This is a genomic window from Cryptosporangium aurantiacum (genome assembly GCF_900143005.1).
Classification (GTDB): Bacteria; Actinomycetota; Actinomycetes; order Mycobacteriales; family Cryptosporangiaceae; genus Cryptosporangium; species Cryptosporangium aurantiacum.
Genome location: NZ_FRCS01000025.1, coordinates 64,859 through 88,533, shown reverse-complemented (window position 1 = coordinate 88,533; position 23,675 = coordinate 64,859). Strand labels below are relative to the sequence as shown.

Sequence of the window (23,675 nt, the reverse complement as noted above, 5' to 3'; positions counted from 1 at the left end):
GCCCCTGGCACCACCACCGCGTCCACGACCAAGGCTGGCACCTGAACTTCGACGGACACACCCTCACCATCCACCGACCCGACGGCACCACCCTCGACCCACCCTGACACCACGCCTGAACCCGCCGACCACCCGGAACGCCACCGCGCTCCGGGCCATCGGCATGCCCACCACAGCGCCTCGGACCGCCCACCCCGGCCAGGCGGCCCCGGCCAACCGCCTCGGACCGGCGACCTCGGCCAGGCGACCTCGGCCAGGCGACCTCGGCCAACCGCCTCGGATCGGCGGCCCCGGACCGGCGGTCCGGACGAGCGGCTCCCGTCAGCGCCCCGCACCAGCGCCCTCGCGCCAGCCCCCGGGATCAGCGGTCCCGGATCAGCGGTCCCGGATCAGCGGTCCCGGATCAGCGGTCCCGGATCAGCGGCCCGGATCAGCGGCCCGGATCAGCGGCGCTGACGAGCGGTCCCACCCAACGGCGCTGACCAGCGGATCCGGAACTGTGGCCCCGGACGAGCAGCCCCGCACCTCTGGTGGACCCGGACGAGCGGCGCGGACCAAGGCCCCCGGAGCTGCGGCCCGGATCAGCGGCGCGGACGAGCGGCCCGGCACAAGCGCCCCGCACCAGCGGCGCTGACCAGGGGCCCGGGGCTGCGCCCCGCACCGGCGGCGCGGACGAGCGGTCCGGCACCGGCGGCGCGGACGAGCGGCCCGGCACCAGCGGCCCCGCACCAGCGGCGCGGACGAGCGGCCCGGCACCAGCGCCCCGCACCAGCGGCGCTGACCAGGGGCCCGGAGCTGCGCCCCGCACCGGCGGCGCTGACCAGCGGCCCCGCACCAGCGGCACTGACTAGCGGCCCCGCACCAGCGGCACTGACTAGCGGCCCGGCACCAGCGGCCCCGCACCAGCGGCCCCGCACCAGCGGCCCAGCACCAGCGGCGCTGACCAGCGGACTCGGAGCTGTGGCCCCTGACGAGCGGCCCTGAGCGGGCGGCCCCAGACGAGCGGCCCGCACCAGCGGCCCGCGCCAGCGGCTCCGATCCACCCACCTGCCGGTCCGAACGCGGCGCACTGCCCCGCGTCGGCTGACCCCGCCGCGGGATCAGTGCGGAATGTTCCGGATGTTCTGCCGAGCCAGCTCCACCGCCGCACCGATTCCGCCGCCGAGCACGGTCTTACCGAGCGACAGCGCGAACCCGCGCGCTTCGGCGGCCGTGACGTGCGACGGCACCTCCAGCGCGTCTGCCGTCGTGACGACGTCGAGCAGCGCCGGTCCGTCGTACGCGAGGAACCTCTCGACGGCGTTCGGGAGGTCGGCGGGGTCGGTGACCCGGGCGGCGAACAGGCCGGCACCGGCAGCGATCGCCGCGTAGTCGACCGGCTCGTGGTCGGTCTCGAACGGCGGGTCGCCGGCGACCATCATCTCCAACCGCACCATGCCGAGGCTGGAGTTGTTGAACACCACGGTCTTCACTGGGAGGTGGTGCCGGCGCACGGTCAGCAGCTCGCCGAGCAGCATGGCCAGTCCGCCGTCGCCGGAGAACGAAATCACCTGTCGGTCGGGCGCGGCGTACTGCGCACCGATCGCCATCGGCAGCGCGTTCGCCATCGAGCCGTGGACGAACGATCCGAGGATCCGGCGGCGCCCGTTCGGCGTGAGGTAGCGCGCCGCCCAAGTGCAGCACATGCCGGTGTCGACGGTGAAGATCGCGTCATCGTCCGCGGCTCGGTCGATCAGGCGGGCCAGGTACTCGGGGTGGATCGGTGTGCGCTGGTGGTGCGCGCCGGTGTAGGCCTCGATCGCATGCCGGAGCGCGTGATCGGTGCGCCGCAGCGCGTCGTCCAGGAACCGGCGGTCGGTCCGCTGGGGGAGCAGCGGCAGGAGCGCCGCGAGCGTCAGCCCCAGGTCGGCGGCGATGCCCTGGACGAGTGGCGTCCGCCGGCCGAGCCGGGCCGGATCCCGGTCGATCTGGACCGTGCGGGCACCGGGGAGGAACTCGTCGTACGGGAAGTCGGTGCCCAGCAGGAGAACCAGGTCGGCCTCGTGCAGCGCGTGGTAGCAGGCGCCGTAGCCGAGCAGCCCGGTCATTCCGACGTCGTACGGGTTGTCCCAGTGCAGGATCTCCTTGCCGCGCAGCGTGTGCCCGATCGGCGCCTGCAGACGAGCGGCCAGTTCCAGCACCTCGGAGCGGGCGTCCGCACAGCCGATGCCGCCGAAGATCGCGATCTTCTCGGCCTTGCCGATTCGCTCGGCCAGTTCCCGAACGTCCACGTCAGACGGGACGCTCCGGGGTGCGGTGGTGACGAGAGCTTCGGTGCGAGCCGGCTCGGTTGCCTTCTCGGCGAGCACGTCACCGGGGAGGACGAGCACCGCAGCGCCCCGCTTCCCCACCGCGTTCTGCACCGCCAGCCTGGCCAGGCGGGCCATCTGGTCCGGGTGCGCCACCGTCTCGCAGTAGTGGCTGGCCTGCGCGAACAACGCCTCGGGCTTGGTCTCCTGGAAGAACCCGGAGCCGATCTGCCTGGACGCGATGTGCGACGCCAGGACGAGTACCGGCGCACCGGAGCGGTGGGCGTCCATCACGCCCTGGATGAGGTGGGTGTTGCCCGGGCCGCAACTGCCCGCGCAGACCGCGAGGTCCCCGGTGAGCTGGGCGTTCGCCGAGGCCGCGAACGCCGCGGCCTCCTCGTTGTGGACGTGGATCCAGTCCAGGCCGCCGTTGGCCGCGCCACCGCTGCGGCGCACGGCGTCGCTGAACGCGTTGAGGCTGTCGCCGACGAGGCCGTAAACACGGCGGACGCCGGCTCCGACGAGGAAAGCGACGAGTTGATCGGCGACGGTACGGCTCACGGTGGCCTCCCCAGGGATGCGTCTGGATCGAGAGAATCCGAGCGGACTGGGAGCGGCATCGGTCAACCGACTCAGCGACGCGCCGCGATCGATCAATAACTCGGCGTGGTTGCGTCGCGCGACAGATGCGGCCCCGGAACGGACGAACGGACAGTGGCGGCACCAACCCAGAAACGGGAGAACTCATGGCTCAGCCCACTGTCGTCCTCGTCCACGGCGCGTTCGCCGACGCGTCCAGCTTCGCCGCGCTCATCCCCGAGCTGCTCAGCGACGGCATCAAGGTCCTGGCTCCGGCCGTTCCCAACCGCACGCTCACCGGTGACGCCGCGTACATCGCGTCGGTTGTCCGCTCGATCGACGGCCCGGTGCTGCTCGTCGGGCACTCCTACGGCGGTGCGGTGATCACGGTCGCGGGCACCGAGGAGAACGTGAAGGGTCTCGTCTACCTGTCCGGCTACGCGCTGGAGGAGGGTGAGAGCCTCGGGGAGTTGCAGGGCCGCTTCCCGGACTCGGACCTCGCCGCCGCGCTCGTCTACACGCCGTTCCCGGGCGGTACCGACGTCACCGTCGACATCGAGAAGTTCCCGGCGATTTTCGCCCACGACGTCGACCCGGGCCTCGCGCGCATCCTCGCGGTCTCGCAGCGCCCGCTCGCCGGGGCAGCGTTCGCCGAGGCCGCGCCGGCTGCCGCGTGGAAGACGAAGCCCGCCTGGGGAATCGTGTCCAGCTCCGACCACACGATCAACCCCGACGTCGAGCGGTTCGGCTACCAGCGGGCGGGCGTCAAGGCCGTCGAGATCGACTCCTCGCACCTGGTGATGCTGTCTCACCCGAAGGAGGCCGCGGACGTCATCCGCGAGGCCCTGAAGGCCCTGTAACCTCTGACGGCTCGGTCAGCCTGACCGTTTTACGACGGGGAGGCCGAGGCAGACTGACAACATGACTTCTGCGCTAGATCTGCACGGAACGCCCCACGTCGAGCGGTACTTGGAGACCGACGGCGAGGACGGCTACCACTGGCGGAACGGCACGACGATCCTGCTGCTCTCCACGACAGGTCGTAAGTCAGGGCAGCAGCGCACGCACGCGCTGATCTACAAGCCGCACGGTGACGCCTACCTCGTCGTCGCCTCCAAGGGTGGCAACGACGAGCCGCCCACCTGGTTCCTCAACCTCGAGGCGAATCCGAACGTCGAGGTCCAGATCAAGGGCGAGCGGTTCCCGGCGCGGGCCAGGGTCGCCACCCCGGAGGAGAAGCCGGCGATGTGGGCCTCGATGGTCGAAGCCTGGCCGGACTACGACGAGTACCAGAAGAAGACCGACCGGGAGATCCCGGTGGTCGTGCTCGAACGCGCCTGACAACGATCGAGCGACTTCGCCGATTCACAATTTCCCTCATGAAGAATTCATGAGGGAAATTGTGTACCGTCCTTTTTGCTGAGTGCGCTTCCTCGGATATCGCTGCTGTGGTGAAATTGCGCCGCCGAAAGCGAGACTCTGCAGAAAGCAGGCATGATGAAGATCCGTCCGTTACGTCGCGTCTTCACCGGCGCGGTGGTCGCAGCGCTGGTCGTTTCGGCCGCTGCCTGCGGGACGAGCGACGATTCCGGGTCGTCGGAGTCGAGTGCCGGGTTCACGCCGCCGAAGTTGACGGCTCTGGAAAAGCTGGGCACCCCGGAAGGCGCCCTGAACGTGCTGGCATGGGCCGGGTATGCGGAGGACGGGACGAACGATCCGAAGGTGGATTGGGTCTCCCCGTTTGAGAAGGCGACCGGGTGTCAGGTGAACGTGAAGGTGTTCAACACCTCGGACGAGGCCGTGAGCCTGATGAAGACCGGGGAGTACGACGTGGTGTCGGCCTCGGGTGACGCGTCGCTGCGGTTGATCGCGGCGGGTGACGTCGAGCCGGTCAATACTGACTTGATTCCGAACTACGCCGGCCTGTACCCGTTCCTGAAGGACCAGAAGTGGAACAGCGTTGAGGGTGTCTCGTATGGGGTTCCGCACGGGTGGGGCGCGAATCTGCTGATGTATCGCACGGACGTGGTGAAGCCGGCGCCGACGTCGTGGTCTGCGGTGTTCGAGGAGAACGCGGCGACGAAGGGCAAGGTGACCGCGTACGACTCGCCGATCTACATCGCGGACGCGGCGCTGTACTTGATGAAGCACCAGCCCGACCTGGGGATCAAGAACCCGTATGCGCTGGATGACAAGCAGTTCCAGGCTGCGGTGGATCTGTTGAAGAAGCAGAAGGTGAACGTGGGGGAGTACTGGTCGGACTACCTCAAGGAGGTGTCGGCGTTCAAGTCGGGTGACTCGGTGATCGGCACGAGTTGGCAGGTCATCGTGAACGTCGCGAAGTCGGAGAAGGTGCCGGTGGAGGCCGTGTTGCCGTCCGAGGGTGCGACCGGCTGGTCGGACACCTGGATGGTCGGGGCGAAGTCGAAGCACAAGACGTGTGCGTACAAGTGGCTCGATCACATCGTCAGCCCGGAGGCCAACGCTCAGGTCGCGGAGTACTTCGGCGAGGCACCGTCCAACCCGAAGGCGTGCGCGCTCACCGCGGACAAGGCGCACTGCGACACGTTCCACGCCGGTGACGAGGCGTACGCGAAGCAGGTCTGGTACTGGTCGACGCCGATCACCCAGTGCCTCGACGGCCGCACCGACGTCAAGTGCAAGGACTACAGCGCCTGGACCCAAGCCTGGACCGAAATCAAGGGCTAGATCGATATCCCGATGTCCAGGAGGTCGAGCACGTTGACGTCGGCGTCGAGGAGGGCGCCGTCGTCGGTGGGGGATGCGGAGGTCTCCGGGGTGGGGGCCGAGGAGGACGGGGCAGCGGCGGGTGGTTCGGCCGCTGCTGCCTCGTCCGGCGGCGCAGCGCTCGGGTCAGAGGCGCCCGCCGGTGGGGCCGCGCTCGGCGTCGCCGGGGTATTCGACGGTGACGGGCTCGGCGACCCGCTCGACGTCGACCGCAGTGCCTTCCGTTCCGCCTCCACCGAGACCGGCCCCAGGTTGGTCACCTGGCCGCTCTCCGAGTGTCTGCCGGGTAGGCCGAGCGCCTCACGGTCACCGCCGTCGAGCAACCCCAGCACCACGACGGTCGCGTAGGCGAGGCCGACCAGACTGACGATTCCCAGCACGATCCGGAACGCGCGGCTGCGCGGCGTCGAAGCAAACGCGGGGCCGTCGGGAGCCATGGGCGCATGTTAGTCGTTGTGACCAGTTGTGCCTAGTTGGGCAGATGGTTCCGCAGTTGTATCGCATCAGTCCTGTTCGGCCCGTCTTTCCTCGAGGACGTAGCCGGTGCCGCGCACCGTGTGGATGAGCGCCGGGCGGCCGAGCTTCCGCCGTAGCCCGGCCACGACAACGTCGACGACGTTCGACATCGGCTCGGTTCGCGAGTCCCAGCAGCTCTCGATCAGCTGACTACGGGTGACCACTGTGGCTTCCGCCGACGCCAGTACCTCCAGCACCGCGAACTCCTTGGCGGTGAGCGTGAGCAGGACGCCGGTGCGCCGCACCTGCCGCCGCCTGACGTCGATCGTCAGGTCGCCGACCCGCGTGATCGGCGGCGGCTGTGGAACGCTCGACGAGCTCCGGCGGCACAGGCTCCGTACCCGCGCCACCAGTTCGGCGGCTGCGAACGGCTTCACCAGGTAGTCGTCGCCGCCGTGGTCAAAACCCGCGACGCGGTCGGCGACGCTGTCACGGGCGGTGAGGAACAGGACCGGCGTCGTCCAGCCGTCTCGCCGTCGCTTCTCGACGTACCGGATGCTGTCACCGGCAGGCAGCATCCGATCGAAGACGACGCAGCCGTACGGATGCGCGGCGACCGCGTCATCGGCGGCCGGGATGTCGTCCACCAGGTCCACCGCGATGCCGGTACCGCGTAACGCCGCAGCGACCGCGTAACCCAGCTCGGCTTCGTCCTCCACCACGAGCACGCGCATCGCCCCATCCTGCCAGCCGGATGCGAATGCTTTGCGGAGCATCGAGCCCGGCCCTTTCATGAGGAATTCATGAGGGGGATCATTAGGAATTGATGAGGCTGAGTCGATGCGTGCAGGCAATTCTGATTAATTGACGGACGAGCTTTCCCTAGCCCATTCCGCTGTGGTGAAATGCGTCCCGCGGCCGACCATTCACTGGACGGAGGAGTCGTGCCCACGTCCCTTCTGGAGCGTTCTCCGGGCTCCGCGGAATCGCCGTCGGAAACGGCTGCATCCGTCGAGATCGGAACAGCGCCGCGGCCGAGTCTTCCCGGCAGCAGGATGTTCGGGAACACGTCGATCCGGCTCAAGGTCATCTGGATCACGGTGGTGCCGCTGGTAGCGATGTTCCTGTTCTCCGGGATTCTCGCGCGGTCGGTCCTCGACGAGGCGCGCACCGCGAGCCGCATCCAGGACTTCGCGGAGCTGGGGAACCAGTCGTCGACCCTCGTCGACGTGCTGCAGGTCGAGCGTTCGGCGGCGGCGGCCTACGTCTCCGACCCCGGAACGACGGCTGGGCACCCGACGCTGAAGCTGTTCGTCGAGCGGGGCCGCGCCACCGACCAGGGGCTGCGCGGCTTCCTGTCCGACTACGAACGGCTCGACGAGGACATCGCGGCGCCGGTCAGCTCCGAGGTCGAACAGGTGAAGCGCGGCTACGCGGTCCTCACCCGGAACCGGGACGCGGTGCTCGACCAGGCACGGACCAGCGGTGTCCGGGTCGGCGCCGCGGTGACGATCTACGAGCAGCTGATCACCAGCCTGCTGCAGATGAAGGAACGGCTCGCCGGAGCAGCAGCCGGCGACGAGGGCCTCTCCAATCAGCTCACTGCGGTGGCGGCGTTCGCCAAGTACAAGGAGGCGATCTGGCAGGAGCAGATCGTCGTCCGGACCGCGTTGGAAGACGGACAACGGCGCTTCACCAACGACACGTTCGGTGCGTTCCGGGCCGCGGTCTCCGACGAGAGCGCGTACCGGAGCCAGTTCCTGCTGAGCGCGACCCCGCGCCAGCAGCAGATCCGCGACAGCACGCTGACCCAGGAGCTGACCTACCAGCAGCTCCGAACCCGGGCCCAGAACGCCGGGCTGGGCAACCCGCTGTCGTTCAGCCTCGCGACCTGGCTGGAGACCAGCGACCGCGAGAACGCGCTGCTGCGGTCGGTCGAGACGCAGCTCAACACGCTCACCGTGCGGGCGGCGGGCTCGTTCCGCACGGACGCCATGCGGAAGGCGATCGTCGTCATCTCGTCGGCGCTGGTCGCGCTGGTCGTCGCGCTGCTGGTGTCGCTGGCGGTCGCGCGCTCGATGATCCGGCCGCTGGTGCGGCTGCGGTCCTCGGCGTTGGAGGTCGCGTACCAGAGCCTTCCGGAGGTCGTCCGCAAGCTGCAGGAGGCCGACCAGGACACCGCGGCGCAGGCGTCGGACGACACCGTGGCCCAGACGCTCGAGGTGCGGTCCGGCGACGAGATCGGTCAGGTCGCGCAGGCGTTCAACGCGGTCCACCTGGAGGCCGTCCGGGTCGCGTCCGAGCAGGCGCGGTTGCGGCAGAGCGTCTCGACGATGTTCGTGAACCTCTCCCGCCGCTCCCAGTTGCTGGTCGACCGGCTGATCCGGCTGATCGACGGTCTGGAGCGGGGCGAGCGCGACCCCGACCGGCTCGCGGAGCTGTTCAAGCTCGATCACCTGGCGACCCGGATGCGGCGGAACGACGAGAACCTGCTGGTGCTCGGCGGTGCGGACTCGGGACGGAGCTGGGCGAAGCCGGCCCCGCTGGCGGATGTGCTGCGGGCGGCGGCGGCCGAGGTGGAGCAGTACACGCGCGTCAAGCTCGGCACGGTCGACGACACCGTCGAGGTGTCTGCGGCTGCGGTGAACGACCTCGTGCACCTGATCGCGGAGATCCTGGAGAACGCGACGTCGTTCTCGTCGCCGCGCACCGACGTGACCGTGGACGCACGGCGCGAGGGTGAGCAGGTCGTCGTCGAGGTGAGCGACCAGGGCATCGGGATGTCGCGCACCCAGCTGGTGGAGCTCAACGAGCGGCTGGCCAAGCCGCCGGTGTTCGATATCGCGCTCTCGCGGATGATGGGGTTGTTCGTGGTCGGGCGGCTGGCCTCCCGGCACGGGGTGCAGGTCATGCTGCGGGACGCGTCCGGTGGCGGCGTGCTGGTGATGATCACTCTGCCGTCCGGCGTGCTGCACGGTCGCCCTCCTGCTGTGGACGCTGTGCCGCGGCCGCGCGGGGAGGATGCGCTCGCGCGTCCGGTGGAGCGGGTCGTCTCGGAGCGGGTCGACCGTCCGGAGCCGACCGGGCCGTTCGTGCCCACCGGACTCACGGTGACGACGTTCCGCAGCGCGGCGGCCGAGCAGCCGGCGCCCCCCACGACCAACGGGTCCTGGAACGGCTTCACGCCGACCGCCGAACGATCCGCGGCCCAACGCGCCGGTGCCCGTCTCGCCGAGCCAGAGGCGGCCGACGTCCGCGCCGCAGAGGCGCAGCTCGCGGATGCCCGCCCGGCCGGTGTCCGGCTCCCCGGCCCGGAGGCGGCGGCCGTCCGGGCTGCGGAGGCGCAGCTAGCCGAATTCCGGCTCGCGGAGGCCCAGCTCGGGGAGCCGCAGCTCGCGGAGGCCCAGCTCGGGGAGCCGCAGCTCGCCGTGGCGCGGGCGGGGGAGCCGCCGGCCGCAGCGGTCCGGGCGGCGGGAGCGCGGCTCGGGGAGCCGGGGCCGGTGGCGGCGTGGGCGCAGCCTACGCAGCCGTTGCGGGTCGGGCCGATGCAGCCTGATCGGACGGTCGAGATGCCGCTGCCGATCTTCGAGGCGACCGAGTCCGACTGGTTCCGGACCCGGACCGTCGACGGACCGCCGGACGGTCGGACGGCCCCGCACCTGCCGCGCGTCCCCGACGCACCCGGCGCGGCCCGCCCGGCCCCGCTCGCGACGGACGCGGTCCCGACGTCCGCGTCCGCGCCGGCAGCGTTCGCTGCGGCCGCGGTCTCACCGGCCGCAGGCCCCTTCGACCCGGCGCTGCTCACGCCCCACGCGACGGCGACCGCGCCCGCAGCGGCGGGCGCGGCGACTATTGCTCCGGCGCCGAGTGGGGTGCCGGTACCGGCGGCGGCCACCGCGGTTTCTGCCCCCGCCGCGGTGGCCGCTCGAACGTCGTCCGCAGATGTCGTAGACGGGAGCGGTTGGGAGACGCCGGCCGACGCCGGATGGCGGGCCGCGCAGGCGGCCGCCGCAGCCGCACCCCGCAGCACCACCTCAGCGGGCCTGCCGAAGCGCGTCCCGATGGCGCACTACGTGCCCGGCCGCGTGGAGCGCGCAACCGCGTCGTCCGCGACGCGGCGGTCACCCGACGCGGTGCGGGGCGTGCTGTCCAGTTACCGCAGCGGCCTCGAACAGGGCCGCCAGGCCCGAACCAGCGCAACGCAGGAGGAGACGTGAATCCGCTGAGCCCTGATGCCCAGAACCTCAACTGGCTGGTGGGAAACTTCGCCGATCGGGTGCCGGGCATCGCCCACGCGGTGGCCGTGTCGGCAGACGGGTTGCTACTCGCGGTCTCCGACGGCCTGCCGCGCGACCGGGCCGATCAGCTTGCGGCGATCGCGTCCGGCCTGGTGAGCCTCACCCGGGGCGCAGCGCTCTGCTTCGAGGGCGGCGACGTCAGCCAGACCGTCGTGGAGATGGACACCGGCTTCCTGCTCGTGATGTCGATCAGCGACGGCTCCTCGCTGGCCGTGCTCGCGTCCCGGGCCTGCGACATCGGGCAGGTCGGGTACGAGATGGCGCTGCTCGTGGAGCGCGTCGGACAGGTACTGACGCCGGCCCTGCGCTCCGAGCTGCGCACCGTGCTGGCGCCGTAGAACCCGCTACTTCGAAAGGTTTCCCGTGGAACTCGGAAGCGCGAGCCGCGCCACGTCGGCTAAGATCGTCGTCGCCGGTGGCTTCGGGGTCGGCAAGACCACGCTGGTCGGCTCGGTCTCGGAGATCCGTCCACTCACCACCGAAGCGATCATGACCGTTGCGTCGGTGGACGTCGACGACATCTCTCCGGTCGCGGGCAAGACGACCACGACCGTGGCGATGGACTTCGGCCGGATCACGATCGACGAGGAGCTGATCCTCTACCTGTTCGGGACGCCGGGGCAGACCCGGTTCTGGTTCATGTGGGACGAGCTCGTGCGGGGCGCGATCGGTGCGGTGGTGCTCGTCGACCCGCGCCGGCTGGCTGACTGCTTCTCCGCCGTCGATTTTTTCGAGGGATGTGGCCTGCCGTACGTCGTCGGAATGAATTGTTTTGACGGGTCGCAGCCCAACACGGTCCGGGAGATCCGCGACGCGCTGACGATCAGACCGGACGTGCCGATCGTGACCTGCGACGCGCGTCGGCGCGAATCGACCAAGTCGGTGCTGATCGCGCTGGTCGAGTACGTGCTCCGGAGGGGCCCCGCGGTGAGCCGCACCCCGGTACCCCAGACATGAGGGGTCGGGTACTCGCCGCCGCGGTGGTGCTGCTCGTCGTGGCGGGGTGCAACAGCCGGGAGACGACGGACGAGTCGGAGTCGGACGGTGGCTTCGCGCCGCCGAAGCTGGCCGCGCTGACCGAGCTCGGGACGGCGGAGGGCGAGCTGAGCGTCCTGTCCTGGGCGGGGTACGCGGAGGACGGCTCGAACGATCCGGAGATCGACTGGGTGACGCCGTTCGAGGAAGCGACCGGCTGCCGAGTGAGCGTCAAGGTGTTCAACACGTCCGACGAGGCCGTGACGCTGATGGAGACCGGCAAGTACGACGTGGTGTCGGCATCCGGCGACGCGTCGCTGCGGCTGATCGCCGACGGGGCGGTCGAGCCGGTGAACACGGACCTGGTCCCGAACTACGCGGACCTCTACCGCCACCTGAAGAACCAGTCGTGGAACAGCGTCGACGGGGTGGCGTACGGCATCCCGCACGGGTGGGGCGCCAACCTGCTGATGTACCGGTCGGACGTGGTGAAGCCGGCGCCGACGTCGTGGAGTGCGGTGTTCGCGCCGAACCTTTCGGTGGTCGGCAAGGTGACCGCGTACGACTCGCCGATCTACCTCGCCGACGCCGCGCTGTACCTGATGAAGCACCAGCCGGACCTCGGGATCACCAACCCGTACGCGCTGGACGACACGCAGTTCGCGGCCGCGATCGCGGTGCTCGAACAGCAGAAGGCCAGCATCAGCGAGTACTGGAGCGACTACAGCGAGGAGGTCGCCGCGTTCAAGGCAGGTGACGCGGTGGTCGGTACGACGTGGCAGGTGATCGCGAACGTCGCGAAGTCCGAGGGCGCACCGGTGGAGGCCGTGCTGCCGGCGGAGGGTGCGACCGGGTGGTCGGACACCTGGATGGTGGCCAGCGCGTCGAAGCACAAGACGTGCGCCTACAAGTGGTTCGATCACATCGTCAGCCCGTCGGTGAACGCGCAGGTCGCCGAGTACTTCGGTGAGGCGCCGTCGAACCCGAAGGCGTGCGGGTTCACGGTCGACCCGTCGCACTGCCGGACGTACCACGCCGGTGACGCGGAGTACGCCGAGCGCATTTGGTACTGGAGCACGCCGATCAGCGCGTGTCTCGACGGGCGCACGAACGTCCGGTGCAAGGACTACGAGGACTGGGCCCAGGCCTGGACGACGATCAAGGGATGACCACCGGTGCGTGAAACGGACACCGTCCTGCTGCCGCCCGTGAACGAGGATCCGGCGCGGTCACCCGTGGCCGGGCGGCACCGTCGAGGGCGTCCAGCGTCGGTGCCCGCGGCCGGGCAGGCGATCTTCGTGGATCGCAGCGGGCGGCGGAAGCGGGTGCTGACCTGGGTGCTGGCCGCGACCGGGGCGGTGGCGCTGGCGTACGCGGCGGCGCTGATCGGCAGCATGCTCGGCGCGTACCACGCGGACGGGCACGGGTCGTCGCTGCCGCGGCCGGGGGAGACCACCACGGTCGAGCGTCCGTCGTCTCCGGCGACGCGGACGCCCCCCGCGACCACCCCGGCCGCGAGGGCCGCGACGGCTCCGGCCGAGACAGCGGCGGCGGCTCCGGCTGAGACAGCCGCGACGGCTCCGGCCGAGCGGTCGTCGACCGACCGAGCCACCGGAGCCCAGCGTCCGGCTCCGCGGCGGACGGACCGAGAGACGCCGCCGCAATCCGCGCCCCCGTCCCCGTCCCCGACCCCGTCCGACTTCTGGTCGCGTCTGTTCCCCGGCGGGGGCGGCTGAAGCGCTGCACACTTTGTGCCCCCAGAGGGGTACGAAGTGTGCAGCGCTTGGGAGGAGGTCACGCGTCGCGGCGGGAGAGGGTCAGCGCGCCGATTGCCAGCGCCACCGCGGGGTAGGCGATCAGCGCGATGCCGGCGCCGATCGGGCTCAGCAGGAGGTCGGACTCCCCGGTGAGCTGCGAGCTGAGCGACGACGGCAGCACGCTGTACACCCGCCCGTCCCACGGGCTCGGCAGGTACACGGCCACCACCGGCGCGACGAACAGCAGCCCGGCGATCGCCGCGACGCCACCCGCCGACGACCGGAACGCCGCGCCCAGCCCGACACCGACCAGGCCGGCCGCGACGATCGTCGCCACCCCGGCGAGGCCGGACGACACCGCGTCGCCGGTCGTGGTCCACGGCTCGATCGGGGCTGGCCGGTCCCCGGCGATCAGCACGCTCAGCGCGCTCGACGCCGTGACGACGAGCGTACCGACCACCGCGGTAAGCGCGACGACCACCAGGGACTTGGCGGCCAGCAACCGACCGCGGTTCGGCACCGTGGTCAGCGTCGTCACGATCGCGCCGGTGCGGTACTCGGCGGTGACCGCCAGCGCGGCCACGACCGCGAGCACGAGCTGGGTCAGCGGGCCGACGACGATCCACATGTTGGTGCTCTCGAAGTTCGCGCGCTCCACCGGTGACGCCGCGTCCCAGGCGGAGGTCATCGCGGCGCTGATGCCGGCAGCACCGGCCAGCAGCAGCACCAGCGAGGCGAGCAACCAGTACGTCGACCGCACCGACCGCAGCTTGAGCCACTCACTCGCAACGACGTCAGACATGGGATGCTCCTTCGGTCAGGCGGACGTAGGCCTCTTCCAGCGACGGGCCGAACGCGTCGAGCGAGTCTTCGGCCAGCAGCCGCCCGTTCCCGATCACCACGACCCGGTCGGCGGTCTGCGCCATCTCGGTCATCAGGTGGCTGGAGACCAGCACCGCCCGTCCGTCTCGCGCCAACCGTCCGGCGAGCGAGCGGAACCACCGGATCCCCTCCGGATCGAGCCCGTTGAGCGGCTCGTCGAAGATCAGCGTCCCGGGGTCGCCGAGCAGCGCGCCGGCGATCGCGAGCCGCTGCCGCATGCCCAGCGAGTAACCACCGATGCGGCGGTCGGCCACCGCGGTCAGCCCGACCTCGTCGAGGACGGCGTCCACGCGGGTGGGGGAGAGGCCGTTGCTGCGGGCCAGCGCACGCAGGTGCGTGCGGCCGCGGCGGCCGCCGTGGACGGCGGAAGCGTCGAGTACGGCGCCCACCACCTGCATCGGCCTGCGGTGGTGCGTGTACGGGCGGCCGTCTACGAGCGCATGACCCGCGGTGGGCCGGTCGAGCCCCAGGATCGCGCGGAGCGTCGTCGATTTGCCCGCGCCGTTGGCGCCGAGGAAGCCGGTCACCTGGCCGGCCGGAACCGTGAAGCTGAGCCCGTCGACGGCCAGTGTCCGGCCGTACCGCTTGGTCAGCTGGTGGATTTCGATCATGGCTCCACGGTGGACGACGCGGCCGGGCCGCGGATCGGACCGTGGGCGCGTCTCGGGGCCGCGTGTCCACCCAGGGGATGACCTGCTGGGGGCTGATGTCGACGGCGGTCGGTCGCGGTTACGGTCAGCCGGTGACCTCGGCACTGCGCAGGATGGTGCGCTCCCCTCGGACGGACGACGCGGTGCTCCGCGCGGTGGACGCTGTTGCCGCGGCGGTTTTCATCGGCTTCTACGTCTTCTTCGCCGGCCTCGGCTCGGGTGAACTGGCTCCGAGCCAGCCGTACTACAGCGGACCTACCTGGCTGGGCTGGCTGATCGCCGTCGGTGTCGGCGCCCCGATCGCGGTAAGGCGACGGTGGCCGGAGGCGGCCTGGGCGGTGAGCAGTACGGCGCTCGTCGTCGCCACCGCACTCCACGTGACGCTCGAACCCTGGCTACCAGCGGCGATCACGCTCTACACGGTCGCGCTGCGCTCGTCGTGGCGTCGGGCGGTGACCGTGCTCGCGGTAACGCTGCTCGCCGCGGCCGTGACCTTGGCCCTCACCGCGACCGGGAGTGCCGCGGAGATCTCCGGGCTGATCGTGTACGTCTGGATGATCAGCGGTAGCGCGTGGGTGGGTGGTGTGATCGTGCGGGAACGCCGGGCGGGCGCGGCGGAGCGCCGCCGACGGGACGCCGAACAGGCGCTCTCCGAAGAACGGCTGCAGATCGCCCGTGAGCTGCACGACGTCGTCGCCCACAGCATGAGCCTGATCGCCGTGCAGGCGGGCGTCGCCAATCACGTCGTGGCGCAGCGGCCGGAGGCCGCGCAGGACGCGCTGCGGGTCATCGAGGCGACCAGCCGGAACGCGCTCACCGACATCCGCCGCCTGCTCGGCGTCCTGCGGACACCCGACGCCGAGTTCGCGCCGACCCCCGGGCTGGACGCGCTGCCCGCGTTGGTCGACCGGGCAGTCGCCGGCGGGGTCGGCGTCGACCTGCGGGTCGCGGTCGACTCTCGTTCCTATTCGGACGCCGTCCAGCTGGTCGCCTACCGAATCGTGCAGGAAGGCCTGACGAACGTGGTCAAACATGCCGGCCCGACCGATTGCCGGGTGGAGCTGTCGGAGCGGAACGGCGTGCTGGAGGTCTGCGTCGAGAACGAGCGGGCGTCCGCACCCGCGCCCCGGCCGGCGCCGCCCGGCGGGCACGGGCTGGTGGGGTTGCGGGAGCGGGTCGGGTTGTTCGGCGGTGAGCTGGTGGCGGCTCCGCGGCCGAGCGGCGGGTTCCGTCTCGTCGCGACGCTGCCGGTGGGGTCCGAGTGAGCATCCGGGTTCTGGTCGTGGACGACCAGGCGCTGGTCCGCGGCAGCTTCCGGCTGCTCGTCGACACCGCACCGGGCCTCACCGTGGTCGGCGAGGCCGGCGACGGCCGCGAGGCGATCGCGCTCGCGACCCGGCTGCACCCGGACGTCGTGCTGATGGACGTCCGGATGCCGGAGCTGGACGGCGTCGCTGCTACCCGTCGGATCTGCGCCGAGGTCCCGGGTGCGCACGTCCTGATCCTGACGACGTTCGACCTGGACGAGTACGTCTACGGCGCGCTTCGCGCCGGTGCCAGCGGGTTCTTGCTCAAGGACGCGCCACCGGCGGACCTGCTCGCGGCGATCCACGTGGTCGCGTCCGGCGACGCGCTGCTCGCCCCCGGCATCACCCGGCGCCTGATCGCGCGGTTCGCCGAGGCCGAGCAGCCTCGTCCCGCTCCCTCGATCGCCGGCATCACGCCGCGGGAGCGGGACGTGCTGCTGCTGGTCGCCCGTGGACACTCGAACCCGGAGATCGCCGAGCAGCTGCACCTGAGCGCAGCGACCGTGAAGACGCACATCGGGCGGCTGCTGGACAAGCTCGCCGCCAGGGATCGCGCCCAGCTCGTCATCGCGGCGTACGAGAGCGGTCTGGTCACGGCCCGCCGGGCGGATTGAGCGTTCAGCGGCCGATCCGGGCCACGACCGGCTCAGCGGCCGATCCGGGCCACGACCGGCGACCTGCCGGCGCGGAGAACCAGGACGGTCGCGACGCCGCACACGAACACCAACATCGGTGCCGCCCAGAGCGTCCAGCCCCAGGTGTGGCCGCTCGGCACCACCTGCGGCAGGCGGTAGATCCCGTAGCAGAACACGAACCCGGTCGTCACCGCCGCGAAACCGGCCGCGACGACCTGACCCTCCCAGCCGAAGAACCCGCTCTCGGTGTCGTCGGAGCGGAGGAACCAGGTGATCGTGGCCAGCGAGCTCAGCGTCAGCACGCCCGCGATGCCGAGCCCGGCCATCGTGATCAGGTACAGCACGCCGATCGACGTCCCGGTGTTCGCGATGACGAGTGCCAGTAGTCCGGCGGTCACCGGCGCGATGCACCCGGCGCTCAGCGGCGACCGGCCGTCCGGGAGCGGCTTCAACGCCGCCGGGAGGACGCCGTCGCCGGCGAGCGCGGACAGCTGCCGCGACGAGCCGCTGGCGCGCATCGTGCCGCTGGCCAGACAACCGAGGGCGAGCGCTGCGGTGGCCAGCTCGGTCACGGTCAGCGCGTGCTCGGAGCCGACCAGCAGCTCGATCACCGTGAGCACGAACGAGTGCCCGCTACCGCCGGTCTGGGACTGGAGCTGGCCCTGCGCGGCGGCGACCATGTCCTCCGGCCCCACCGTGACGCTGATCGCCCAGACGCTGATCACCAGGACGACCGTGGTCGCGGCATAGGAGATCAGCGTGGCCCGCGGGATCGTGCGTTCCGGACGCCGCACCTCGTCGACGTAACTCGCGCCGCTCTCGGAGCCGATGAACGCGGTCATCGTCAGCCCGAGAGCCAGGCCGATCGAGCCGGTGAGCAGCCACGCCGGGTCGAGGGCGTGGAACGAGACGTCGCCGCCGACCGGCTTGGCCACCGAGGCGACGTCCACCCAGATGATCACCGCCGCCTGCGTGAGGCCGATCGCGAGCAGGACCCGGACCAGCGCACGGAGCCGCAGGCGCTCCAGCGCCACGACCGCCGCGGTCGCCACGACGATGCACAGCGACATCGGCAGCCGGACGCCGAACAGGTTGGCGGCCAGACCGATCGTGCTACCGCACGCCAGCATGATCAGCGAGGCGAGCAGCGCGGTGTACGACAGAATTGCCACAAAGGACGATCCGACCCCGACTGCCGGTCCGAGTCCATGGGTGATGAACGAGTAAATACCGCCCCGATGGCGAATACGGCGCGCCATGCTGCCGTAGCCGACGGCGAAAGCCATCAGGGTCAAACCGGCGATTCCCACGACGAACGGGAGCGCCACGACCCCGCTGAATTGATAGGCGGTCGGGATGGCACCCCAGATCAAATTCAGCGGCGGGTGCGCCATGAACAGCAGGATGATCAGCTCACGGCTGCCGATCAGACGGGACTTTTGTAGCGGAGCGCTGATGACTGGTGGCGGTGGGTAATGAAGGGTGCCTACGTTGTGTCTTTCATACCCTTCGGGCGCATCGTTGCGCATGACGGATTTCTCCCCGTCGAGGAATTACCGGATATGGTGGACGACATTCTGTGAACGCCGGTACCGCCGTGTCCACCGCGCTCGGATCAACCTAAGATTGCGAATTCCGAATTAGGTCCGCAGCACCGACTGGGGAAATGTGAAGACGCCGTCCGGGTCGTAGCGCCGGACGGTCCGCCGGAGCCGGGGCAGATTGGCGCCGTAGTAGGCGGTGGCCCAGTCGCTCTGGCCCGCGTCGAGATAGTTCACGTACGCGCCGGTGCCCACCAGCGGGCGCAGGGCCTGCTGTACTTCGGTCACCGCGGTGACGCTGTTCGCGCGACCGCTGTAAACCTGCACGGTTGCGTGCGCCCTGCGGTGCACGAATGCGGTGTCACCCGGCGCCAGCGTCCCGACCGCGCCGCCGAGCGAGTCGAACAGCAGCACCATGCCGGTCTGGCGGCGGAGCAGATCGACGACGGCGTCCGCGGTCGTGGCGTCCACCGGGCGGTCGGCGACCCGGGACGAGGCGCGGAACGCGTCACGGCGGAGGGTGCCGCCGGGCATCGTGTCCGGGTGGCAGGCCTCGATGGACTTGTCGAGGCAGCCGGCGAACGCGCGCATCGCGTCCAGGTAGCCGTGGGTAGCCATGGTCCGGCTGGTAGGTGCGGTGCCGACCGCGCTGATCAGCGCGGAGAGGTGCGCGGAGAGCCCGGCGACCGGTCCGGTCCAGGTGCCGGTGACGCGGTTCGTCGGGGTGGCTGCTGCGGTGATGCCACAGATCGACGTCGTGCGGTCCGGTGCGGTCTGCATCCAGTCCGACCAGGCGGACAGGACCCGGGCGCTGGCCGTCGCCGGGAACCGCAGCGTGAAGTTCGTGACGGTCGGCGCCGGGACGGTGTCGAACGTGAACTCGGTGACGATGCCGCTGTGGCCGCCACCGCCGCCGCGCAGCGACCAGAACAGTTCCGCGTCGTGCGACGCGTCGACCCTGCGCATGTCGCCGTCGGCGGTGACGATCGTCGCCGCGCGGAGGTGGTCGCAGGTGAGGCCGTAGCTCCGCGCGAGCACTCCGAGGCCGCCGCCGAGCGTGCTGCCGCCGATGCCGACCGTCGGGCAGGAGCCGGCCGGGAGTGCCCGGCCGCGGGCGGCGAGCGCGGCGTAGACGTCGATCAGCCGGGCACCGGCGCCGACGATCGCCGTGCCGTCGTCCTTCACCGTCACCGTGTTCAACGTGCCGAGGTCCACGACGACACCGCCGTCCGGTGTCGAGTAGCCGGGGTAGCTGTGGCCGCCGGAGCGGGCGGCGAGCGGTACCCCGCGGCCTCCGGCGCGGAGGACACAGGTCCGGACGTCGGCGGTGCTCGCCACCCGGGCGATCGCGGCCGGCCTGCGGGTACCGAGCGCGACGTTGAACGGCTGCGCGGCGGTGGGGTAGCCGGCATCGCCGGGCAGGAGCAGCGGCCCGTCGAGCACTCGGCGGAGGCCGGGCAGGTCGAGGCCCTCCGGTCTGCGCGTCGGGGACGGGCTGGGCCGGACCGGCGAGCTGTCGGTGCACGCCGCCGTGGCGGCGATCGCACCGAGCGTCAGGAACCTGCGGCGAGTGACGGGCACGCCGTCAAGTCAACCGGATACACGCGGTGACTCACTGTCAGTAATAGTACTGATGCGTAGCCGATGAATAACGCGTTGAAGTGTCGAAGCACACTGCCCGGAACTCGATTCTGGCGGTAACCGCTCGCTCGATGGTGTTTCATCGACTCATCCAGGTACATGGCCATTCGACGTGATGGGATCCATCGGATGCTTTTCGACCGGGCCCAGCTCACGGCCGCACTACCCCAGTACGAGGTGGGAGCCGAGCTGGGCCGCGGCGGCTTCGGGCTGGTCATCGAGGGTCGCCACCGGCGCCTCGGCCGACCCGTCGCAATCAAAATCCTGACGATTTCCGGTCCGGATGTCGAACGCCGATTTCTTGCCGAAGCGCAAGTAATGGCCGTATTCGACCACCCGCACGTCGTCCGCGTACATGACTATGCGGAAAGCGATGGCCTCTGTCTGATCGTGATGGAGCACCTTCCGGGCGGCACGCTCACGTCCCGCATCGCGGAAGGAATACGCCCGGAGACCGCCTGCGCGATCGGGCTGGCGATCGCCGACGCGCTGCATGCGGCGCACCAGCGCGGCATCGTGCATCGTGACATCAAGCCGGACAACGTTCTGTTCGCGGGCGACGGTGCGGTCAAGGTCACCGACTTCGGCATCGCGAAGCTCTTCGAAGGCTCGACGATCACGACCGGCACGCTGGTCGGGACGCCGGCCTACGCGGCGCCGGAGCAGATCCTCGGTCAGCGGATCGGACCCACCACCGACGTGTATGCGGTCGGTGGGCTGGTCTACCACATGCTCACCGGGCGGACGCCGTTCTCGCTGGAGCTGCCGTTCTCCGCGATGCTCCACCACCACCTGACGAAGCGCCCGGAGTTGCCCGCGGGCATGCCGCCCCGGATCGCGGCGGTGATCGGGCAGGCGCTGGAGAAGGAACCGGCTGCTCGCCCGGCCTCCGCCAAGGCGTTCGCGCTCGCGCTCGCGACCGCCGCGGTCGCCGACTTCGGGTCGAGCTGGTCCGCGAACGCTGACACGCCGCTGCGCGTGGACGACGACGTACGCGCGGTGATGGCGCTGACCACCGGATCGGCGCAGGCGCGGCTCAGCGGGCGCTCGCGGCAGGCGCCCCGGGCGGCCGCGGGCGACGCCTCGGTGCCGCTGCAGCTGCGGACGCCGCCGCCCGGTCACCTGGCGATTCCCGAGCCGGGCCAGGACACCCCTGCGCCGGGGTACGACCTTCCCGGGCCGAGCTACGACCGGCCGAGCGGGGTCGGCTCCTCGTACGGCCACGGCGCCCCGCCGGGCGTTGGCCCGTCGTTCGGTCATGGTGCCCCGCCGGGTGTCGGTCCGTCGTTCGGGCATGGTGCCCCGCCGGGTGTTGGCCCGTCGTTCGGTCATGGTGCCCCGCCGGGTGTTGGCCCGTCGTTCGGGCATGGTGCCCCGCCGGGTGTCGGTCCGTCGTTCGGGCACGGTTCCGGTCCCGACGTGCGGACGTCGTTCGGCGCCGGTGCGGACGCCGGGCTCGGCGCGCACCCGTCGACACGTTCGGGGCGGCACGCCGCCGATCCGGACGCCGCGCCGGTCTCGGGCGCCCGCCCGGTGTCGGGCGCCCAACCAGTGTCCGGGCCCCACCCGGTGTCCGGCGCGCAGGTCGGGTTCTCGCCACCCACCTCACCGGCCGGGTTCGTGCCACCGTTCTCTCCGGGCGCCCCGATCGGCAGCCCCCCGCCGGCCGGTGCCTCCGCGTCGGTGCCCCCAGCGCTGGGAGCCCCGCCACTGGGTGCTGCGCCCATGGGATCCCCGCCGGTGAGCGGGCCGCCGGTCGGAGGCTCGCCTGCCCTCGGTGGCGGCCCTCCTGCGGTCCGGAGCTCGACCGGAGCCCACGCCGCGATCGGGGATTCGGCGGGCGGTCCCGATGCGGCGCCGTGGCGGGCGAACGCCCCGGGCATCGGACGGCGCGCCGCTCGGCGTCGGCAACAGCAGTTTCGGCCGCACCCGGACGACCTGGACGCCGAGGAAGGCATCCCGCGGCGGATCGTCATCCTGCTCGTGGTCATCGTCGTCGTGGTGGCGGCGATCAGCATCGCGATCGGTGCCGGCCTGGGCGCCCTGCAGAACAACGCGGATTCCGGCGGCCCGTCCGCGCCGAGCCCGGCGACCGGGGACGTCGTCAAATCGTGATGACGATCTTGCCCGCGGGGTGGCCCTCGGCGAGGTAGCGCATCGCGTCCGGTGCGTCTGCGAGCGCGTACGAGTGGACGATCGCCGGCGTCACCTCGCCCGCCGCGACCATCCGGCCCATCTCGGCCAGGTCGGTGGCGTTCTCCTGAACGATGACGTTGCGCATCCGCCGACGGGCGACCACCCCGTACGCCGGAGCGAAGATCATCCGTTGAAAGCCGTGGAGCAGCAGGCCCTGCGACTCCTCGCCGCCCACCAGCACGATCGTCCCGGTCGGTTGCAGTGCGCGCTTGAGCATCGACAGCGGCCGGTTACCCGCGATGTCGACGATGACGTCGTACCACCCACGGTGCCGGTCCACTTCCTCGCGGGTGTAGTCGATGACCTCGTCGGCGCCGAGCGACCGCACCAGGTCGACCTTCGAGGTGCTGCACACACCGGTGACCGTCGCACCGAGCGACTTCGCGATCTGGACCGCGAACGAACCGACGCCGCCACCCGCGCCGATCACCAGCACACGCTGCTCGGGTCGCACCTTCCCGACGTCCCGGACGGCGATCAAGGCGGACACACCAGAACAGCCGAGCGTCGCGGCCTGCTCCGCCGAGACGTTCTCCGGAAGCGGGGCAACTAACTTCTCCTTGGCCACGGTGTACTCGGCCCAGGTGCCGGCGTTGGTGGTGCCGAACACTTCGTCGCCGGGCCGGAACTTGGTCACCGCCGAACCGACCTCGGTGACCACGCCGGCGAACGCACGGCCGATCACGGCGACTTTCGGAGCGCGAAGGCCGATGAACGGGCGCATGGCGTAGGGGCGACCGGTCATCGTGTGCCAGACGCCGCGGTCGTTGCTGGCCGCGCGCACCTGGACGAGCACCTGGTCGGCAGCGGGGGTGGGGCGTTTGACGTCGCCGACCGTGAGTACGTCGGCCTCGCCGTAGGCGGTACGCGAGCACGCTTTCATGTCATTCCTCCGGTAGCTCTGGGTAGTGGAAAACGTCGTCGAGCGGTACGCGGAACACATGCGCGATGCGGAACGCCATCTCCAGCGAGGGCGAGTACCGGCCCTGCTCGATGGCGATGACGGTCTGCCGGGTCACCCCGATGCGCTCGGCCAGCTCGGCCTGAGTCATCTCGCCGTGCGCGAAGCGCAGTGCACGGATGGAGTTCGTGACCCGGGTCGGCTTCACCATTCGGGCATCGTCCGGCGGTAAACGATCACCTTGGCGACCGCGCCGAGCACGGCGGCCAGGACGAAGCAGAGGTAGATGACGTTGGCGATCCAGAACGGGTCCCACTCGACGACGGCCATCAGCATCGCCGAGACCGCGCCGATCGTGACGAACGACTGACCGACGTATTCGCCGAGCCGGTGGATCTCCTTGTCACGCACGTCCTGGACCCGGGACGCGTTCGGCGTGACGGCGCTGAGCACGATCTCGATCACGATCGCGGCGACCATCGCGCCGACGATCGTGGTGAGCAGCGGTCCGGCGTACGGGACGTCCGGAAGCGACCGACCGTCCACGCGAGCCGTGATCACGATGACGTACACCGTGTACGCCACCACGGTGACGACCAGCGTGATCCACGCCCGCTTCTCGGTCAGCGTCACCTGCGGCCTCCGAAGTAAAGCATTCTTGACACCTTCATGTCAGCAAAGGTAGACCCCGTGTCAAGAGTTCTTTACATGCGGGCCGGCAGGCGACCGGCGTGGGCCGCAACGCGGAACAGTTTCCGTACAACCCGCGAACACGGGTGGTCGGGGCGGAGATTTGGGCCTAATCCGCCTAGCGTTCGGAA

At 70.7% G+C, this 23,675-nt stretch carries 21 protein-coding genes; 11 read left to right on the top strand and 10 right to left on the bottom strand.

The window, feature by feature from the left end:
- Positions 1 to 1,100: 1,100 nt before the first annotated feature.
- On the bottom strand, positions 1,101 to 2,849 hold the full coding sequence (locus BUB75_RS40795; protein ID WP_073265651.1) for a thiamine pyrophosphate-dependent enzyme: 1,749 nt from the start codon (positions 2,847 to 2,849) through the stop codon (positions 1,101 to 1,103).
- A 185-nt stretch (positions 2,850 to 3,034) separates the two neighbouring features.
- On the opposite strand from BUB75_RS40795, the gene BUB75_RS40790 reads away from it, so the two are divergent.
- The 3 genes from BUB75_RS40790 (at position 3,035) to BUB75_RS40780 (ending at position 5,576) form a co-directional block, all read left to right on the top strand.
- Positions 3,035 to 3,727 (top strand): alpha/beta fold hydrolase, encoded by a 693-nt coding sequence (locus BUB75_RS40790; protein ID WP_073265649.1) that lies wholly within the window; start codon positions 3,035 to 3,037, stop codon positions 3,725 to 3,727.
- Positions 3,728 to 3,788: 61 nt separating this feature from the next.
- The gene (locus BUB75_RS40785; protein WP_073265647.1) at positions 3,789 to 4,208 is read left to right on the top strand and encodes a nitroreductase family deazaflavin-dependent oxidoreductase; all 420 of its coding nucleotides are present in this window, start codon (positions 3,789 to 3,791) and stop codon (positions 4,206 to 4,208) included.
- Between the two features lie 156 nt (positions 4,209 to 4,364).
- The gene (locus BUB75_RS40780) at positions 4,365 to 5,576 is read left to right on the top strand and encodes an ABC transporter substrate-binding protein (RefSeq protein ID WP_073265666.1); all 1,212 of its coding nucleotides are present in this window, start codon (positions 4,365 to 4,367) and stop codon (positions 5,574 to 5,576) included.
- Here the strand turns inward: BUB75_RS40780 and BUB75_RS46830 are convergent.
- On the bottom strand, positions 5,573 to 6,052 hold the full coding sequence (locus BUB75_RS46830; RefSeq protein ID WP_073265645.1) for a hypothetical protein: 480 nt from the start codon (positions 6,050 to 6,052) through the stop codon (positions 5,573 to 5,575). The two genes, BUB75_RS40780 and BUB75_RS46830, sit on opposite strands and share 4 nt — an antisense overlap.
- Positions 6,053 to 6,118: 66 nt before the next feature.
- Entirely contained in the window at positions 6,119 to 6,805 is a 687-nt protein-coding gene (locus BUB75_RS40770; RefSeq protein ID WP_073265643.1) for a response regulator transcription factor, read from the bottom strand.
- A gap of 321 nt (positions 6,806 to 7,126) precedes the next feature.
- On the opposite strand from BUB75_RS40770, the gene BUB75_RS40765 reads away from it, so the two are divergent.
- From BUB75_RS40765 to BUB75_RS40745, 5 genes are read left to right on the top strand one after another with little or no spacing between them, the layout of a single operon-like run.
- Positions 7,127 to 10,288, top strand: coding sequence for a sensor histidine kinase (locus BUB75_RS40765; protein WP_073265641.1), 3,162 nt, complete (start codon positions 7,127 to 7,129; stop codon positions 10,286 to 10,288).
- Positions 10,285 to 10,707, top strand: coding sequence for a roadblock/LC7 domain-containing protein (locus BUB75_RS40760; RefSeq protein ID WP_073265639.1), 423 nt, complete (start codon positions 10,285 to 10,287; stop codon positions 10,705 to 10,707). Before BUB75_RS40765 ends, BUB75_RS40760 begins: the two co-directional genes overlap by 4 nt.
- 25 nt (positions 10,708 to 10,732) lie before the next feature.
- Positions 10,733 to 11,326 (top strand): GTP-binding protein, encoded by a 594-nt coding sequence (locus tag BUB75_RS40755; protein ID WP_073265637.1) that lies wholly within the window; start codon positions 10,733 to 10,735, stop codon positions 11,324 to 11,326.
- Positions 11,323 to 12,513 (top strand): ABC transporter substrate-binding protein, encoded by a 1,191-nt coding sequence (locus BUB75_RS40750; RefSeq protein WP_073265635.1) that lies wholly within the window; start codon positions 11,323 to 11,325, stop codon positions 12,511 to 12,513. Before BUB75_RS40755 ends, BUB75_RS40750 begins: the two co-directional genes overlap by 4 nt.
- Positions 12,514 to 12,519: 6 nt before the next feature.
- A complete protein-coding gene (locus BUB75_RS40745) occupies positions 12,520 to 13,080 on the top strand; it encodes a hypothetical protein (RefSeq protein WP_073265633.1) in 561 nt (186 codons plus the stop codon).
- A gap of 58 nt (positions 13,081 to 13,138) precedes the next feature.
- On the opposite strand, the gene BUB75_RS40740 is transcribed toward BUB75_RS40745, so the two are convergent.
- Both BUB75_RS40740 and BUB75_RS40735 read right to left on the bottom strand, forming a co-directional pair.
- Positions 13,139 to 13,903, bottom strand: a complete 765-nt coding sequence (locus BUB75_RS40740) for an ABC transporter permease (protein ID WP_073265631.1) — start codon at positions 13,901 to 13,903, stop codon at positions 13,139 to 13,141.
- Positions 13,896 to 14,594: an ABC transporter ATP-binding protein gene (locus BUB75_RS40735; RefSeq protein ID WP_073265629.1), complete on the bottom strand. Its 699-nt coding sequence runs from the start codon at positions 14,592 to 14,594 to the stop codon at positions 13,896 to 13,898. The genes BUB75_RS40740 and BUB75_RS40735 overlap by 8 nt, the downstream gene beginning before the upstream one ends.
- A gap of 131 nt (positions 14,595 to 14,725) precedes the next feature.
- Between BUB75_RS40735 and BUB75_RS40730 the strand changes: the two genes are divergently transcribed.
- Complete coding sequence (locus tag BUB75_RS40730) at positions 14,726 to 15,898, top strand: sensor histidine kinase (protein WP_178380106.1); 1,173 nt, start codon at positions 14,726 to 14,728, stop codon at positions 15,896 to 15,898.
- Positions 15,895 to 16,554, top strand: a complete 660-nt coding sequence (locus BUB75_RS40725) for a response regulator (protein ID WP_218618076.1) — start codon at positions 15,895 to 15,897, stop codon at positions 16,552 to 16,554. Before BUB75_RS40730 ends, BUB75_RS40725 begins: the two co-directional genes overlap by 4 nt.
- Positions 16,555 to 16,586: 32 nt before the next feature.
- Here BUB75_RS40725 and BUB75_RS40720 read toward each other — a convergent pair whose 3' ends face one another.
- Both BUB75_RS40720 and BUB75_RS40715 read right to left on the bottom strand, forming a co-directional pair.
- Positions 16,587 to 17,969 (bottom strand): APC family permease, encoded by a 1,383-nt coding sequence (locus tag BUB75_RS40720; protein WP_073265627.1) that lies wholly within the window; start codon positions 17,967 to 17,969, stop codon positions 16,587 to 16,589.
- A gap of 246 nt (positions 17,970 to 18,215) precedes the next feature.
- Positions 18,216 to 19,697: an FAD-binding oxidoreductase gene (locus BUB75_RS40715; protein WP_073265625.1), complete on the bottom strand. Its 1,482-nt coding sequence runs from the start codon at positions 19,695 to 19,697 to the stop codon at positions 18,216 to 18,218.
- 159 nt (positions 19,698 to 19,856) lie between these two features.
- Between BUB75_RS40715 and BUB75_RS40710 the strand changes: the two genes are divergently transcribed.
- Positions 19,857 to 21,872: a protein kinase domain-containing protein gene (locus tag BUB75_RS40710; protein WP_084742376.1), complete on the top strand. Its 2,016-nt coding sequence runs from the start codon at positions 19,857 to 19,859 to the stop codon at positions 21,870 to 21,872.
- On the opposite strand, the gene BUB75_RS40705 is transcribed toward BUB75_RS40710, so the two are convergent.
- Genes BUB75_RS40705 through BUB75_RS40695 form a run of 3 tightly spaced genes read right to left on the bottom strand, consistent with a single transcriptional unit; the run spans position 21,862 to position 23,487 of the window.
- Entirely contained in the window at positions 21,862 to 22,836 is a 975-nt protein-coding gene (locus BUB75_RS40705) for an NAD(P)-dependent alcohol dehydrogenase (RefSeq protein ID WP_073265621.1), read from the bottom strand. The two genes, BUB75_RS40710 and BUB75_RS40705, sit on opposite strands and share 11 nt — an antisense overlap.
- Position 22,837: 1 nt before the next feature.
- Entirely contained in the window at positions 22,838 to 23,065 is a 228-nt protein-coding gene (locus BUB75_RS40700) for a helix-turn-helix transcriptional regulator (RefSeq protein WP_073265619.1), read from the bottom strand.
- On the bottom strand, positions 23,059 to 23,487 hold the full coding sequence (locus BUB75_RS40695; protein WP_073265617.1) for a hypothetical protein: 429 nt from the start codon (positions 23,485 to 23,487) through the stop codon (positions 23,059 to 23,061). Before BUB75_RS40695 ends, BUB75_RS40700 begins: the two co-directional genes overlap by 7 nt.
- Positions 23,488 to 23,675: the final 188 nt, after the last annotated feature.

Coding starts and splice junctions, on each gene's coding strand:
- BUB75_RS40790 (WP_073265649.1), top strand. CDS start 3,035: ATGGCTCAGCCCACTGTCGTCCTCGTCCACGGCGCGTTCGCCGACGCG.
- BUB75_RS40785 (WP_073265647.1), top strand. CDS start 3,789: ATGACTTCTGCGCTAGATCTGCACGGAACGCCCCACGTCGAGCGGTAC.
- BUB75_RS40780 (WP_073265666.1), top strand. CDS start 4,365: ATGAAGATCCGTCCGTTACGTCGCGTCTTCACCGGCGCGGTGGTCGCA.
- BUB75_RS46830 (WP_073265645.1), bottom strand. CDS start 6,052: ATGGCTCCCGACGGCCCCGCGTTTGCTTCGACGCCGCGCAGCCGCGCG.
- BUB75_RS40770 (WP_073265643.1), bottom strand. CDS start 6,805: ATGCGCGTGCTCGTGGTGGAGGACGAAGCCGAGCTGGGTTACGCGGTC.
- BUB75_RS40765 (WP_073265641.1), top strand. CDS start 7,127: ATGTTCGGGAACACGTCGATCCGGCTCAAGGTCATCTGGATCACGGTG.
- BUB75_RS40750 (WP_073265635.1), top strand. CDS start 11,323: ATGAGGGGTCGGGTACTCGCCGCCGCGGTGGTGCTGCTCGTCGTGGCG.
- BUB75_RS40740 (WP_073265631.1), bottom strand. CDS start 13,903: ATGTCTGACGTCGTTGCGAGTGAGTGGCTCAAGCTGCGGTCGGTGCGG.
- BUB75_RS40735 (WP_073265629.1), bottom strand. CDS start 14,594: ATGATCGAAATCCACCAGCTGACCAAGCGGTACGGCCGGACACTGGCC.
- BUB75_RS40720 (WP_073265627.1), bottom strand. CDS start 17,969: ATGGCGCACCCGCCGCTGAATTTGATCTGGGGTGCCATCCCGACCGCC.
- BUB75_RS40710 (WP_084742376.1), top strand. CDS start 19,857: ATGGCCATTCGACGTGATGGGATCCATCGGATGCTTTTCGACCGGGCC.
- BUB75_RS40705 (WP_073265621.1), bottom strand. CDS start 22,836: ATGAAAGCGTGCTCGCGTACCGCCTACGGCGAGGCCGACGTACTCACG.
- BUB75_RS40700 (WP_073265619.1), bottom strand. CDS start 23,065: ATGGTGAAGCCGACCCGGGTCACGAACTCCATCCGTGCACTGCGCTTC.